Origin of the sequence: Sphingobium sp. DEHP117 (assembly GCF_030867385.1) — a bacterium.
Taxonomy (GTDB): Bacteria; Pseudomonadota; Alphaproteobacteria; order Sphingomonadales; family Sphingomonadaceae; genus Sphingobium.
In genome coordinates this window covers 916,430-929,575 of the sequence record NZ_JAPFBJ010000001.1, presented here as the reverse complement: position 1 = coordinate 929,575, position 13,146 = coordinate 916,430, and the positions used below count along the sequence as shown (strand labels likewise).

The window sequence follows — 13,146 nt, the reverse complement described above, 5'->3', positions numbered from 1 at the left end:
CGTGCGCCGTGAGATCACCGGTTTTTCGAACCCGCTGGTGAAGCGCGTGCGCTCGCTGCGCGAGAAGAAGCATCGCAAGCGCGAGGGGCTGTTCCTGGCGGAAGGCCTGCGCATCATGACCGAGGCGCGCGAGGCGGGCGCGCTGCCCGAGATGCTGTTCTACGCTGCCGAGGCCGCACCGCATCCGCTGGCCTCCGCGCTGATGGATGCGGTGGACGATGCGGGCGGCGAGGTGATCGCCACCAGTGGGGACATCCTCTCCAAAATGTCCGGCAAGGACAATGCGCAAACCTTGGTGGGCGTCTATGCCGACCGGTTGACGCCTTTGACGGCGGTAGACCGCGCATCGGCGGACATCTGGCTGGTGGCGCAGTCGCTGCGCGATCCGGGCAATCTGGGTACGATTTTGCGCACGGGCGACGCTGTCGGCGCGGGCGGGCTGATATTGGTCGACGATTGCGTCGATCCCTTCTCGGTCGAGGCGGTGCGGGCGAGCATGGGCGCGCTGTTCACGCAAGTCATCGTCCAGTGCCGGTGGGAAGAGTTCATCGGCTGGCTGCGCTCCGGCCCCGGTGCGCTGGTGGGCACGAGTTTGCAGACCGATCAGGATTATCAGCAACCCATTTATACCGCACCAACCTTCCTGCTCATCGGCAACGAGGCGCGCGGGCTTCCGGATGACTATGAGGCGGCTTGCGATACGCTCGTCAAGATTCCGATGCTGGGCAAGGCGGACAGCCTCAACGCGGCGGTGGCGGCGGCAGTGATGGCCTATGAGGTGCGCAACCAGATGCGGCGGAGGGGATAAGGGCATGATGTGGACGCACAGGCGGGTGTTGACCGCAAGCCTTGTCGGCACCGCAGTCGAGTTCTACGATTTCTATATCTATGCGACGGCGGCGTCATTGGTGTTCGGGCCGCTGTTCTTCCCCTCGACATCGCCTGCAACGCAGCTGTTGGCATCCTATGCCAGCTTTGCCGTCGCCTTTTTCGCGCGGCCACTCGGAGCCGCAGTATTCGGTCATTATGGCGACCGGATCGGGCGGAAATCGACGCTCGTCGTTTCGTTGATGCTGATGGGCGGATCGACGCTCGCAATTGCTTTCCTGCCGACGTATCAGGCAATCGGCTTCTGGGCGCCGCTGCTGCTGTGCCTGATGCGGTTCGGGCAAGGCTTTGGCCTGGGCGGCGAATGGGGCGGCGCGGCGCTGCTGGCGACGGAGAACGCCCCGCCGGGCTGGCGCGCACGCTTTGGCATGGTGCCGCAGTTGGGCGCTCCGGTGGGTTTTCTGTTCGCCAACGGACTGTTCCTGTTGCTGGGGCAGTATCTCGACGACGCGCAGTTCATGAGCTGGGGCTGGCGCATTCCGTTTTTGGCCAGCGCGATCCTTGTGATCCTAGGCCTGTGGATCCGCCTCAAGATCACGGAAACGCCGGAATTCGCGACGATGCTGGAGCGGCAGGAGGCAGCAAAAGCGCCCGCGATCGCCGTGATCCGCGAGCATCCGGGCGCACTGTTGGCAGGTACTTTCGCCGCCGTTGCCTGCTTCGCGATCTTCTATATCACCACCGCCTTTGCCCTGGGCTATGGCACGGCGACGCTGGGGATCACGCGCGAGCATTTCCTTGTGCTTCAACTGGTCGCCATCCTGTTCATGGCATTGAGCATCATTCTTTCCGGCTGGTGGTCCGACACGCGCAGCCCGCGCGGGGTGCTGATCGCCGGATGCATGATGAGCGTGCCGATGGGCATCGCCTTTGGGCCGCTGTTGGGATTGGCGAGTGACAGTGCCATATTGCTGGCATTGTCGAGCGGCCTGTTCGCAATGGGCTTCGTCTATGGGCCGCTGGGTGCGTTTCTGCCGTCGCTCTTCCCGGTGCGGCTGCGCTATTCCGGCATATCGTTCGCGTTCAACATGGGCGGGATCTTCGGTGGGGCGCTGGCGCCGATTGTTGCCACGGCTCTGGTGGCGCGCTGGGGCACGAGCGCGGCGGGGCTTTATATGTCGGCAGCCGCAGCGCTGAGCCTGCTGGCGCTGTTGACGCGGAACCGCGCGCGGGCTTGACGAGTTGAGGCGAAGGCGCGACGGTAAAGGCCGCCCTCAACGATAGAGCTTCATTCCCCAGCCCGATGCCCACTCCTCCTCCCCCGAAACTGCTCGCAACCCCGGGCGCGTTCGATATCCAGATGGCCGAGCTGCACCACATGGTGAGGCTCTCACAGCAGTGGTTGTCCAGCCACATACTGCCGATCCTGCTGGCAATGCTGGCGGGGCTGGCCCTGTATCTGGTCATGGCATTCGCGCGCCGGACACTTGCGCGCCGCCGCAGGGCAGAGCACGATCAATTGGATTTCGGCCTGATCCTGGTGCGAACCCTCTCGCGCACCACGCATTTTTTCATGATGATGACTGCCGCCCGGCTGGTGATGGGTTATGCCTACCCGCCGGAGATGATTTCCGCGACCATCCGGTTTCTCTTCACGATTGCAGCGGTGTTTCAGGGCGCAATCTGGGCTCGGGAGTTCATTCTCAGCCTGATCGAGCGCAGAGCCGAAGGCGACGGACGCGGCGAGACGCTGGCGAACGCGATGGGGCTGATCCGCGTGCTCATCACTTTTGCGCTGTTCGCCATCGCGACGATCATGGTGCTCGACAATCTTGGCGTCAACGTCACCGGGCTGGTGGCGGGGCTTGGCATTGGCGGCATCGCCATAGGCCTCGCCGCGCAGGGCATTTTCTCCGACCTGTTCTCGGCGCTCTCGATCATCTTCGACAAGCCGTTTCGCAAGGGCGACACCATCCAGTTCGGCACCACCACGGCGACGGTGGAGCATATCGGCCTCAAGAGCACGCGGTTGCGCTCGGTCGATGGCGAGCAAAAAATCATCGCGAACGCGAAGCTGCTGGAGCAGGAGATCACCAACTTCAGCGACATCGCGCGGCGGCGATACAAGATGGCGATCGGCCTCGTCTATCAGACACCGCCCGAAAAGGCGGAGCGCGTGCCGGAGATTCTCGCCGGTGCGATCGAGGAGGCGGGGGCGGAATTTCAGCGCGCGAGCTTCATCGCTTTCGGGGCGAGCAGCCTCGATTTCGAGGCGCATTTCTTCGTCCACGGGCATGACATCACCGAGGCGGATGCCGTGCGCCACAGGGTGGGAATGGCGATTTTGCGCAAGTTCGCGGCGGAAGGGCTGGAGTTTGCCTATCCGACGCAGACGACGTTTACCGCAGCCCCGGACGGCACGTTGGTCTGGCCTTACGCCCAGCCCAAGGAATAATCAGCGCCCAAGCCCCCACAGCGCGCCGGGATGGAGCAGGCCGTCTCGCACGATGAGGCCCCCTTCCCTGTCCCGCGCCAACAGCAATGCGCCATCCAGATCCACCCATTCCGCGCGGCTGCCCAGAAGAAAGGCGGGTGCAATGCCGAGCGAGGTGGAGAGCATGCAGCCCAGCATCAGGCGCTTGCCCTGCTGCTGCGCGAGGTTGGCCAGCGCGATGCCCTCTGTGAGACCTCCCGCCTTGTCGAGCTTGATGTTGATGACCGGAAAATCGGCAAGGCGCGGCATGTCCGCCCGGTCCTGACAGCTTTCATCCGCGCAGAAAGGTGCGGGTGAGCGCAGGCCGGCGAGTTGCGCCTCCTCACCATGGCGGATCGGCTGCTCGATCAGTTCGACGCCAAGCGTGGCGAGCGCCTTGGCCTCTGCGGCGATATCGTGGCCGTTCCAGCTTTCATTGGCGTCGACGATCAGCCGCGCATCGGGCGCACCTTCACGCACCGCCGCGATCCGCGCCGTGTCTCCCTCCCCACCGAGTTTGCATTTGAGCAGCGTGAACCCGCGCGCGACCGCAGCGCGGGCGTCAGCCTCCATCCGCGCAGGCTCCGATATGCTGATCGTGAAGGCCGTGGGCAGCGGGGAAGGTTCGGGAAGGCCCGCGAGCTGCCACACAGGCGCGCCTCGCTGCTTCGCCTCCCAGTCCCACAAGGCGCAATCGAGCGCGTTGCGGGCCGCGCCGCGCGGCATCTCGGCATTCACCCGCGCGCGTGAAAGCCCTCCTGCCCCAGCGCTTTCCGCATAGGCGCGGATTGCCTCAGCGCAGCCTTCCGCATCCTCGCCATGATAATAGATCGGCGTCGCCTCGCCCCGCCCGGCATGGCGATCGCCCAATACCGTGCAGACTACCACATCCACATGGGTCTTGGCGCCCCGGCTGATCGTGAACGCACCGGCAACCGGCCAGCGTTCGACGGCCACGCTATCGAGCCGGACGATCGCGCTGCTCACTGCGGCCAAGCCCGTAAATCAGCCGTTATGCGTGGCAATCCATTCCTCGACCACAGGCGCTATCTTGTTGCGCCACTTGTTGCCGTTGAAGATGCCGTAATGCCCGACGCCTTTCGCCATGTAATATTTCTTCATGGTTTCAGGCAGGCCGGTCGATATCTTCAATGCCGCCTTGGTCTGGCCGAGGCCGGAGATATCGTCGCGCTCGCCCTCGATAGTGAGGATCGCAACGTCCTCGATCGCGCCGGTGTCGATCCGCTTGCCGCGATGCACGAACTCGCCCTTGGGCAGGCTGTGTTTCTGGAAGACTTCCTGCACGGTCTGAAGGTAAAACTCCGCCGTCATGTCACAGACGGAGCGATACTCGTCGTAGAAGCCCTTGGTCATGTCGGCGCTCTCGTCGTCGCCTTCGACCAAATGCTTGAACATTTCCCAGTGGCTCATCATGTGATTGCCGAGGTTCATCGACATGAACCCGGCAAGCTGCATGAAGCCGGGATAAACGCGCCGCCCCGCCCCGGCGTAGGGGAACGGCACGGTTGCCACCACATTCTGCTCAAACCAGCTGATCGGCCGCTCTGTCGCCAGCGTGTTGACGACGGTGGGCGCTTCGCGGGTGTCGATCGGCCCGCCCATCATCGTAAGGCTGCGCGGGCGGTTGGGATCCTTGGCGGCGGACATCAGGCAGACGGCGGCGTAGCTCGGCACCGAAGGCTGGCACACGGCGAGCATATGCGCGCCCGGCCCGATATGCGCGAGCCAATCAATCAGATAGTCGATATAGTCATCAAGATCGAAATTGCCGTCAGACAGGGGCACGTTACGGGCGTCGCGCCAGTCCGTGATCCAGACGTCGTGGCCGGGCAGCATCCGCTCCACCGTGCCGCGCAGCAGCGTGGCATAGTGGCCGGACATCGGCGCGACGATCAGAAGCTTGGGCTGGTCCTTCGGCGCACCTTCGACAATGAAATGTTTGAGCTGACCGAAACCCTTGCGCGCTTCGATCACTTCATTGACGGTGTGCTTTTTGCCATTGATCACGGTATGATCGAGGCCAAAGGCGGGCTTTCCGCGCGGCGCCGAGGCATGGGCGAAGACCTCAAGCGCAGAGGCGAGAATCGGACCGCCGCCGAAATAGGCGAGCGGGTTGGCGGGGTGGTTCAGCATCTCCGCCCCGGCATTGGCGATGGCGCTGACGCCGGCGAGCAGATTGCGGTGAAACTCGTAGGCACTGTACAACATGTTTTTGACCCTCAGGGCGACACGTTCGGCAGCATAAGCCGAAATGATTTTCAGGTTATTATCGCGCTGCACAATAGGCAAATGTTTTCGTTTACCGTCTCATCACCATTTCGAGGCAGCTGTCGCCCAAAGTCTGATTGAGAATGGTCTGCGCCGCTGCTAAGCGCCCTCGCATGGCAAGAAAACCCGACGCCCGGCTCGATCCTGACGCACCGCGCGGCTCGCTGGGGAACCTGCGCTGGATACTGACGCTGCTGCGGCGTTATCCGGCCAAGCTGGCGGCTGCGAGCGTATCCCTTATCCTGGCTTCGGCGGCAACGCTGGCGATCCCGAGCGGCTTTCGGCTGGTGATCGACAAGGGTTTCGCAGCGGGCAGCGCGCATGACATCGGCCGCTGGTTCGAGTACCTCTTGCTCATCGTTCTCGTGATGGCCTTGGCGAGTGCGGCGCGGTTTTACTTTTTTTCGATCCTGGGTGAGCGTGTGGTGGCGGACATCCGCGTTGCGGTGCAGCGTCATCTGCTGCGCCAGCCTCCAGCATTCTTCGAGGAAAACCGCCCTTCCGAGATCGCAGCGCGCATGACGGCGGATGCTGCCGTGATTGAGCTGATCGTCGGATCGACCATCTCAGTCGCGCTGCGCAATATGGTGACCGGACTGGGCGGCATGATCTATCTCTTCACGATCGCGCCCAAGCTGACGGCCTATCTGCTCATCGGCATACCTGTCGTGGTGCTGCCTATCCTGACCATGGGACGCCGCCTGCGCCGCCTGTCTCGCGACAGCCAGGACGGCGTCGCCAGCGTGGGCAGCATGACCGCAGAGATACTGGGCGCGATGCGCATCGTGCAGGCTTTCGGGCAGGAGGAGCGCGAAGCTGACCGCTTCGGCGCGCAGGTTGCTCGTACGCTGGGCATCGCCCGCAAACGCATCCGCATGCGCGCGCTCATCACAGCTGTGGCGTTTTTCCTGATCTTCGGGTCGATCGTCGCGGTGATGTGGCAGGGTGCGCTGGATGTGGCGGCCGGGCGCATGACGGGCGGCAGCATTGCCGCCTTCGTCATTACCGGCGGGCTGGTGGCGGGCGCATTTGGATCGCTTTCCGAAAGCTGGGGCGATTTGCTGCGCGGCGCGGGCGCGGCGGGGCGGCTGGGCGAGCTGCTGGCGACCGAGCCGGCACTCGCCACTCCAGCCAGCGCCCGGGCTATCCCCTCCAACGAGGGCGGCGTGCGTATCCGCTTCGATCATGTGCGCTTCCGCTATCCCACCAGGCCGGACAGGCTGGCGCTGGAGGATTTTACGCTCGACGTGCAGCCGGGCGAGACGCTGGCGCTCGTTGGGCCCTCGGGCGCCGGAAAGAGCACGGTTCTGCAGCTTTTGCTGCGATTCTACGATCTCGAGTCCGGCACGATCAGCCTCAACGGCGTCCCGCTCACCGAGGCCGCGCTAAGCGATCTGCGCGGTCTGATGGCGCTGGTGCCGCAGGAGACGATCATCTTTGCCGCCTCTGCGCGCGACAATCTGCGCTATGGCCGCTGGGACGCAACCGACGACGAAATCTGGCAGGCAGCGCGAGCGGCGAACGCGGAGGAGTTTCTGCGCGAGCTGCCGCAGGGGCTGGATACCTATCTCGGCGAAAATGGTGCGCGCCTTTCGGGCGGGCAGCGCCAACGCATCGCCATTGCTCGCGCGATGCTGAGAAACGCGCCGGTCCTGCTGCTGGACGAGGCGACTTCCGCGCTCGATTCCCGCTCCGAGCATCTGGTGCAGCAGGCGATCGAGCGGCTGATGCAAGGGCGCACGACCATCGTCATCGCGCACCGGCTCTCGACCGTGCGCTCGGCAGACCGCATCGTCGTGATGGATCAGGGGCGGATCGCGGAACTGGGCAGCCACGACGCGCTGATGCAGCAGGGCGGCCTCTATGCGAGGCTTGCCTCGGTGCAGCTGACGGACAGCCCTGCGCCGGACGCCGCGCCCGCCGCCTGAGCGGCAGGCGCAGCGGCCCGCGCAGTTATCGCGTCAGCTTCTTGTAGGCGAGGCTGGTCGGCCGGTCCGCAGCATCGCCGAGGCGGCGGCGCTTGTCTTCCTCATAGGCTTCGAAGTTGCCCTCGAACCATTCGACATGGCTGTTGCCCTCGAAGGCGAGGATGTGGGTGGCGAGGCGATCGAGGAAGAAGCGATCGTGGCTGATGACCACGGCGCAACCCGCGAAATTCTCGATCGCATCCTCCAGCGCGCCCAGCGTTTCCACGTCGAGATCGTTGGTCGGTTCGTCGAGCAACAGCACGTTGCCGCCGGTCTTCAGCATCTTTGCCATGTGGACGCGGTTGCGCTCACCGCCGGAGAGCTTGCCGACGTTCTTCTGCTGATCCTGGCCCTTGAAATTGAACGCACCGACATAGGCCCGCGTGCTCGTATCGTGGCCGTTCACCTTCATATAGTCCAGCCCGTCGGAAATCTCTTCCCACACGTTCTTCGAGCCATCGAGGTGATCGCGGCTCTGGTCTACATAGCCGAGATGCACGGTCGAGCCGATCTCGATACTGCCCGTGTCCGGCTGTTCCTTGCCGGTGAGGATCTTGAAGAGCGTTGACTTGCCCGCACCGTTGGGACCGATCACGCCGACGATACCACCGGGTGGCAGGGTGAAGCTGAGGTTCTCGAATAGCAGCTTGTCGCCATAGGCCTTGGAGATGTTCTTGACCTCGATGACCTTGCCGCCAAGGCGCTCTGGCACCTGGATGACGATCTGGGCCTTGCCGGGCGTGCGGTTCTCCTGCGCGGCAACGAGCTGCTCGAACTTCGCGATACGCGCCTTGGACTTGGTCTGGCGGCCCTTGGGACCCTGCCGGATCCACTCCAGCTCTTCCTTGATTGCCTTCTGGCGGCCGGATTCCTCGCGCTCCTCCTGCTCCAGGCGCTTCGCCTTCTTTTCGAGATAGGTGGAGTAATTGCCCTCGTAGGGGTAATATTTTCCGCGATCGAGCTCCAGGATCCAGCCCACGACATTATCGAGGAAATAGCGGTCGTGGGTGATCATCAGCACCGCGCCGGGATATTCCTTCAGGTGGTTTTCGAGCCACTCCACGCTTTCCGCATCGAGATGGTTGGTCGGCTCGTCGAGCAGCAGGATCGACGGCTTCTGGATCAGCAGGCGGGTGAGCGCGATGCGGCGCTTCTCGCCGCCCGAGAGGCTCTCCACGCTCCAGTCGCCCGGTGGGCAGCGCAGCGCTTCCATCGCGATTTCGAGCTGATTGTCCAGCGTCCAGCCATCCACCGCGTCGATATGCTCCTGCAACTCGCCCATTTCGGTCATCAGCGCATCGAAATCGGCATCCTCGGGCGGATCGGCCATGATCATGCTGATCTCGTTGAAGCGGTCGAGCTTGTCGGCGATGTCGCGCGCGCCGTCCTTCACGTTTTCGAGCACGGTCTTGCTCGGATCCAGCTCAGGCTCCTGCGCCAGATAGCCGACGGTGATGTTCTCACCCGGCCATGCCTCGCCGGTAAAATCCGTGTCGATCCCCGCCATGATCTTCATCAGTGTCGATTTACCAACGCCGTTGGGACCGACGATGCCGATCTTCGCGCCGAAGTAGAATTGCAGATTGATGTTGCTCAGCACCGGCTTTTGCGCGCCGGGGAAGGATTTGGTCATGCCCTTCATGACAAAGGCATATTGCGCACCGCTCATGATCGGTTGGCTCCGCTTGGACTGGTTGAGAATGTTGGCCGCGCGTTAGCGCAGCCGCCGCGCAATGGCAAATGGGTTGAGCATTCGGTGCCACATCGCACTTGCACAAAAATAAAAGCTATGTAGTAGAGAATCGTTCGTCGCGCGATTCTCAACAGGACGCTCGGGGGCAAAAAAGAGTTGATTTGTTGACTCGATGCGTTAATTCGGTGCGCTCGCAGGTGTGAAACTGTTAAGGTTTACATGAGCGAGACATGCTATTGGGAGCCTAACAAGATGAAGAAGATCGCTGTTGTTTTCGCCTCGGCCGGCCTGCTGGCGCTCGCTGCTTGCGGTTCGAAGCCTGAGGAAGCCACCAACAACGCGGCGAACGTTGTCGACAACGCCGCCAACGCTGTTGAGAATGCTGCTGCCAACGTTTCGAACGCTGCCGACAACGCCGCGAACGCCGCTGGCAACGCCGCCGAGAACGCCGCGCAGTAATCTGCGCGCTTCGGCGTACAAAATCAGGCGGGACGGCCCTGGTGCCTCCCGCCTTTTTTATTGCCTGCGCGCGGGCGGGAGCCAGTGGCGGCTGATGAGAAGGATCGCCGCGCCTTCGATCCAGCCGCAGATAACATCGCTCGGCCAGTGAACGCCGAGCCACACGCGTGACACGCCGATCAGCAGGATGACCGGCAGAGCCGCCGCCCATCTGATCCGCGAACCGGACGCCATCGCGAGAGCGCCGAAGAACACCATGTTTCCGCAGGCATGGCCGCTCGGAAAGCTGTAGCTCAGCGTATGATCGAGATGGGTCATGACGTCTGGCCGCTCCGCCTGAAACAGCCGCTTGAGCGCCGAATTGAGGAGCATGGCGGCGACAGATACAGACGCCAGCCAGAGCCAATGGCGGAACGCTCCTCGCCACAGGAAGAGCGCCGCGAGCAGAGCCAGCATGATCAGGCGCCCTACGGAATCCGTCAGGTTGCTGAGCATTAACAGGAAGGGCGTCAAGCCAGCCCCCCCGCCCTCGCGCCATCCGGCGATATGCCCGGTAAGCGCAAGATCAAACCCATCGAACCAGCCGCGCGCCTGAAGAATCCCCGCAGCGAGCACAAACAGCAACAGTGCCAAACCGACCAAGATATCCCGTTTCGGCATGCTGCGATCCTCCCGCTTGGCTACATCGTTACGCCGCCGGGAGCTTAGAGAAGCATTGCGTAATCCGGTATCAAAATCGCCCCGGAGCGCTGTTCGTTCAAAAAGTGGGCGTTCCGCGAACCAGCGTCTGCGTGTCGCCCGCGATCCAGATGGCGCCTGCGTCGTCGCGATCGACATAGACACGGCCGCTCCGGCCCAGCTTCGTGCCCTGAGCCGCAACATAGGCGCGGTCGACCCGCCCGCTGCCGTAGAGCCACTCGGCCACCGAGGCGTTGAAGCTGCCGGTGATGGGATCTTCAATGATCGTCAGGGTGTGGTTCGTGAAAAAGGTGCGAATTTCATAGTCTACGGGGCCGCCGCCCTGATGGGGGCCGATGACGCCAACCTCGATCCGCTCGGGATAGCTGCGAAGCGGGTCAAGCGCCAAGACCTCTTCGGCCGAACCCAGCATGACGCCGATCCAGCCGGGGCCGTTATCCACCCATGCGATGTCTACGAAACGTTCCCGGTCAATCCGCAAAAAGGCAGCGATGCGCTCTGCCGTCTGTGCATCAACACCGCCCGATCGGACCAGCGGCGGGCCAGAAAAAGCCAGCCGCCCATCGACACGGCGAAGATTGATCAGCCCGGCCGGGCATTGCTGGACGATATGATCCGGATTTTTCGGCTGGCCACCCTGTTCGAGCCAGGCATGGCAGGTGCCCAAAGTCGGATGCCCAGCGAAGGGCAGCTCCCGGTCAGGCGTGAATATCCGGACGCGATAGTCCGCCGCGCTATCGGTGGCGGGGAGGAGAAACGTCGTCTCCGAAAGGTTGAACCACTGCGTGATACGCAGCATCGTGTCGGTATCGAGGTCGTCCTTTCCCGTCACGACCGCGACAGGGTTGCCCGTAAATGGCCCCGAGCCGAATACGTCCACGAGCCGATAGTCCGACATGGGCAACCTTTCGCAGCCGGTGACTGCCTACATATGCAGCGCCCGCCCATAAGCGGAGAGCACGCTTTCGTGCATCATTTCGCTCAAGGTCGGGTGCGGGAACACGGTAGTCATCAGTTCCGCCTCGGTCGTCTCCAGCGTCTTGCCGACGACATAGCCCTGGATCAACTCCGTCACTTCGGCGCCGATCATGTGGGCACCGAGCAACTCGCCGGTGGCCTCGTCGAACACCGTCTTGACGAAGCCTTCCGCCTCGCCCAGCGCAATCGCCTTGCCGTTGCCGATAAAGGGGAAGGTGCCAACCTTGACCTTGTAGCCAGCCTCTTTCGCGCTCGCTTCCGTGAGGCCGACCGAGGCGATCTGCGGGTGGCAATAGGTGCAGCCCGGGATGTTGCGCACATCCATCTCGTGTGGGTGCACATCCTTATTGCCCAGCGCCTGCGCGATCGCTTCAGCCGCGATCACGCCCTCGTGGCTTGCCTTGTGCGCCAGCCAGGGCGGTCCGGTGACGTCGCCTATCGCCCAAATCCCGTCAACATTGGTGCGGCACAGGCCGTCAGTCTTGATGTGAAACCGTTTGTCCGGTTCGACGCCGACATCCTCAAGACCGATATTCTCGACATTGGGCACGATGCCGATCGCAACGATGACGTGGCTGAACACGCCATCAGTTACTGCGCCGCCCTTGTCCTGAAGCTTGACCTGAACGTCCGTTTCGCCATTCCTGACCTCCTGCACCTTTGCGCCGGTCATGATTTTGATGCCCTGCTTGGTCAGCGCCTTTTCGAGAAAGGCGGAGACGTCTGCATCCTCGACCGGCACGATGCGGTCCATCATCTCCACGACGGTCACCTCGGCACCCATGTCGTTGTAAAAACTCGCAAATTCGATACCGATCGCGCCAGAGCCGATGACGAGCAGCTTTGTGGGCATCTCGGGCGGGGTCATTGCGTGGCGATAGGTCCAGATCCGCTTGCCGTCAGCCCGCGCGGCCGGGAGATCACGCGCGCGCGCGCCGGTGGCGATGATGATGTGCTTCGCGCTCAGTTCCTCGGTCTTGCCATCCTTGCTTACGGCCAGCTTGCCCTTGGCAATCAGCTTGCCCTCGCCCATGTGGACCGTGATCTTGTTCTTCTTCATCAGGTGAGTGACGCCCTGATTGAGCTGCTTCGCCACCCCGCGCGAACGCTTGACCACCGCATCGAGATCGGCGCTGATTTTCTCCGCCGCCAGGCCATAGGCCGAGGCGTGCTGCATATAGTGGAATATCTCGGCCGAGCGCAGCAGCGCCTTGGTAGGTATACAGCCCCAATTGAGGCAGATGCCGCCGAGATTTTCGCGCTCGACAATGCCGACCTTGAGGCCCAGCTGCGCAGCGCGGATCGCCGCGACATAGCCGCCGGGGCCGGAGCCAAGAACGATAAGGTCGTAACTGTCTGCCATTATCACTGCTTCCCTGGAAAATATCTGCGGAGGTTCAAGGCGCGATTGCGCGCGGCGTGTTGGTCTCGTCTACTGCGACAAATGTAAAGCACCCGGAGGCGGCGCGCGAGCTTTCATCGCCATCACGCTCACGCCGCCAGCCTTCGGCCGCGATGGTCATCGAGGTGCGGCCCTGGCGCTCGAGCGTTGCATAGACGGAAAGTTCCTCGCCCACCAGCATCCCGGCAGGAAACTGGAAATCACTCGCGGCAACGAGGATTGCCCTCCCCTTGCTGTGTCGCGAGGCCAGCGAGGCCGCGCCCAGCGCCATCTGGCTCATGATCCATCCGCCGAACACCCCGCCATAGGGGTTGATGTCAGTCGGCATCGCGGTAACGCGGATCATGGGTTGGCCTTC

Annotated in this window: 12 protein-coding genes; 5 read left to right on the top strand and 7 right to left on the bottom strand. The window is 63.0% G+C overall.

From position 1 onward, the window contains the following. Position 1: 1 nt before the first annotated feature. The 3 genes from OOT33_RS04595 (at position 2) to OOT33_RS04585 (ending at position 3,283) form a co-directional block, all read left to right on the top strand. On the top strand, positions 2–808 hold the full coding sequence (locus OOT33_RS04595; RefSeq protein ID WP_307748828.1) for a TrmH family RNA methyltransferase: 807 nt from the start codon (positions 2–4) through the stop codon (positions 806–808). Between the two features lie 4 nt (positions 809–812). Continuing rightward, the gene (locus tag OOT33_RS04590; protein ID WP_307748827.1) at positions 813–2,066 is read left to right on the top strand and encodes an MFS transporter; all 1,254 of its coding nucleotides are present in this window, start codon (positions 813–815) and stop codon (positions 2,064–2,066) included. A 122-nt stretch (positions 2,067–2,188) separates the two neighbouring features. Further along, positions 2,189–3,283, top strand: a complete 1,095-nt coding sequence (locus OOT33_RS04585; protein ID WP_307748826.1) for a mechanosensitive ion channel domain-containing protein — start codon at positions 2,189–2,191, stop codon at positions 3,281–3,283. On the opposite strand, the gene OOT33_RS04580 is transcribed toward OOT33_RS04585, so the two are convergent. After that, entirely contained in the window at positions 3,284–4,276 is a 993-nt protein-coding gene (locus tag OOT33_RS04580) for an enolase C-terminal domain-like protein (RefSeq protein WP_307749299.1), read from the bottom strand. 30 nt (positions 4,277–4,306) lie between these two features. Beyond that, positions 4,307–5,530 carry a polyhydroxyalkanoate depolymerase gene (locus tag OOT33_RS04575; RefSeq protein ID WP_307748825.1) on the bottom strand — a complete coding sequence of 408 codons (1,224 nt, stop codon included), beginning with the start codon at positions 5,528–5,530 and terminating at the stop codon, positions 4,307–4,309. Between the two features lie 173 nt (positions 5,531–5,703). Between OOT33_RS04575 and OOT33_RS04570 the strand changes: the two genes are divergently transcribed. Beyond that, positions 5,704–7,518, top strand: coding sequence for an ABC transporter transmembrane domain-containing protein (locus OOT33_RS04570; protein WP_307748824.1), 1,815 nt, complete (start codon positions 5,704–5,706; stop codon positions 7,516–7,518). A gap of 25 nt (positions 7,519–7,543) precedes the next feature. Here OOT33_RS04570 and ettA read toward each other — a convergent pair whose 3' ends face one another. After that, complete coding sequence (gene ettA / locus OOT33_RS04565) at positions 7,544–9,226, bottom strand: energy-dependent translational throttle protein EttA (protein ID WP_307748823.1); 1,683 nt, start codon at positions 9,224–9,226, stop codon at positions 7,544–7,546. Positions 9,227–9,502: 276 nt separating this feature from the next. Between ettA and OOT33_RS04560 the strand changes: the two genes are divergently transcribed. Next, the gene (locus OOT33_RS04560; RefSeq protein WP_307748822.1) at positions 9,503–9,709 is read left to right on the top strand and encodes a hypothetical protein; all 207 of its coding nucleotides are present in this window, start codon (positions 9,503–9,505) and stop codon (positions 9,707–9,709) included. A 57-nt stretch (positions 9,710–9,766) separates the two neighbouring features. Here the strand turns inward: OOT33_RS04560 and OOT33_RS04555 are convergent, their stop codons facing one another. The 4 genes from OOT33_RS04555 to OOT33_RS04540 all read right to left on the bottom strand — a co-directional run bounded on the left by OOT33_RS04555 (position 9,767) and on the right by OOT33_RS04540 (position 13,134). Beyond that, complete coding sequence (locus OOT33_RS04555) at positions 9,767–10,369, bottom strand: phosphatase PAP2 family protein (RefSeq protein WP_307748821.1); 603 nt, start codon at positions 10,367–10,369, stop codon at positions 9,767–9,769. Between the two features lie 97 nt (positions 10,370–10,466). Continuing rightward, on the bottom strand, positions 10,467–11,306 hold the full coding sequence (locus tag OOT33_RS04550) for a PhzF family phenazine biosynthesis isomerase (protein ID WP_307748820.1): 840 nt from the start codon (positions 11,304–11,306) through the stop codon (positions 10,467–10,469). 27 nt (positions 11,307–11,333) lie between these two features. Next, positions 11,334–12,749 carry a dihydrolipoyl dehydrogenase gene (lpdA, locus tag OOT33_RS04545; protein WP_307748819.1) on the bottom strand — a complete coding sequence of 472 codons (1,416 nt, stop codon included), beginning with the start codon at positions 12,747–12,749 and terminating at the stop codon, positions 11,334–11,336. A 34-nt stretch (positions 12,750–12,783) separates the two neighbouring features. Next, positions 12,784–13,134, bottom strand: a complete 351-nt coding sequence (locus OOT33_RS04540) for a hotdog domain-containing protein (RefSeq protein WP_307748818.1) — start codon at positions 13,132–13,134, stop codon at positions 12,784–12,786. Between the last annotated feature and the right edge of the window lie 12 nt (positions 13,135–13,146).

Bases quoted from the DNA above. Each gene is read 5' to 3' on its own strand.
- OOT33_RS04590 (WP_307748827.1), top strand. From the start codon at position 813: ATGATGTGGACGCACAGGCGGGTGTTGACCGCAAGCCTTGTCGGCACC.
- OOT33_RS04585 (WP_307748826.1), top strand. From the start codon at position 2,189: ATGGCCGAGCTGCACCACATGGTGAGGCTCTCACAGCAGTGGTTGTCC.
- OOT33_RS04575 (WP_307748825.1), bottom strand. From the start codon at position 5,530: ATGTTGTACAGTGCCTACGAGTTTCACCGCAATCTGCTCGCCGGCGTC.
- OOT33_RS04570 (WP_307748824.1), top strand. From the start codon at position 5,704: ATGGCAAGAAAACCCGACGCCCGGCTCGATCCTGACGCACCGCGCGGC.
- ettA (WP_307748823.1), bottom strand. From the start codon at position 9,226: ATGAGCGGTGCGCAATATGCCTTTGTCATGAAGGGCATGACCAAATCC.
- OOT33_RS04560 (WP_307748822.1), top strand. From the start codon at position 9,503: ATGAAGAAGATCGCTGTTGTTTTCGCCTCGGCCGGCCTGCTGGCGCTC.
- OOT33_RS04555 (WP_307748821.1), bottom strand. From the start codon at position 10,369: ATGCCGAAACGGGATATCTTGGTCGGTTTGGCACTGTTGCTGTTTGTG.
- OOT33_RS04550 (WP_307748820.1), bottom strand. From the start codon at position 11,306: ATGTCGGACTATCGGCTCGTGGACGTATTCGGCTCGGGGCCATTTACG.
- lpdA (WP_307748819.1), bottom strand. From the start codon at position 12,749: ATGGCAGACAGTTACGACCTTATCGTTCTTGGCTCCGGCCCCGGCGGC.
- OOT33_RS04540 (WP_307748818.1), bottom strand. From the start codon at position 13,134: ATGATCCGCGTTACCGCGATGCCGACTGACATCAACCCCTATGGCGGG.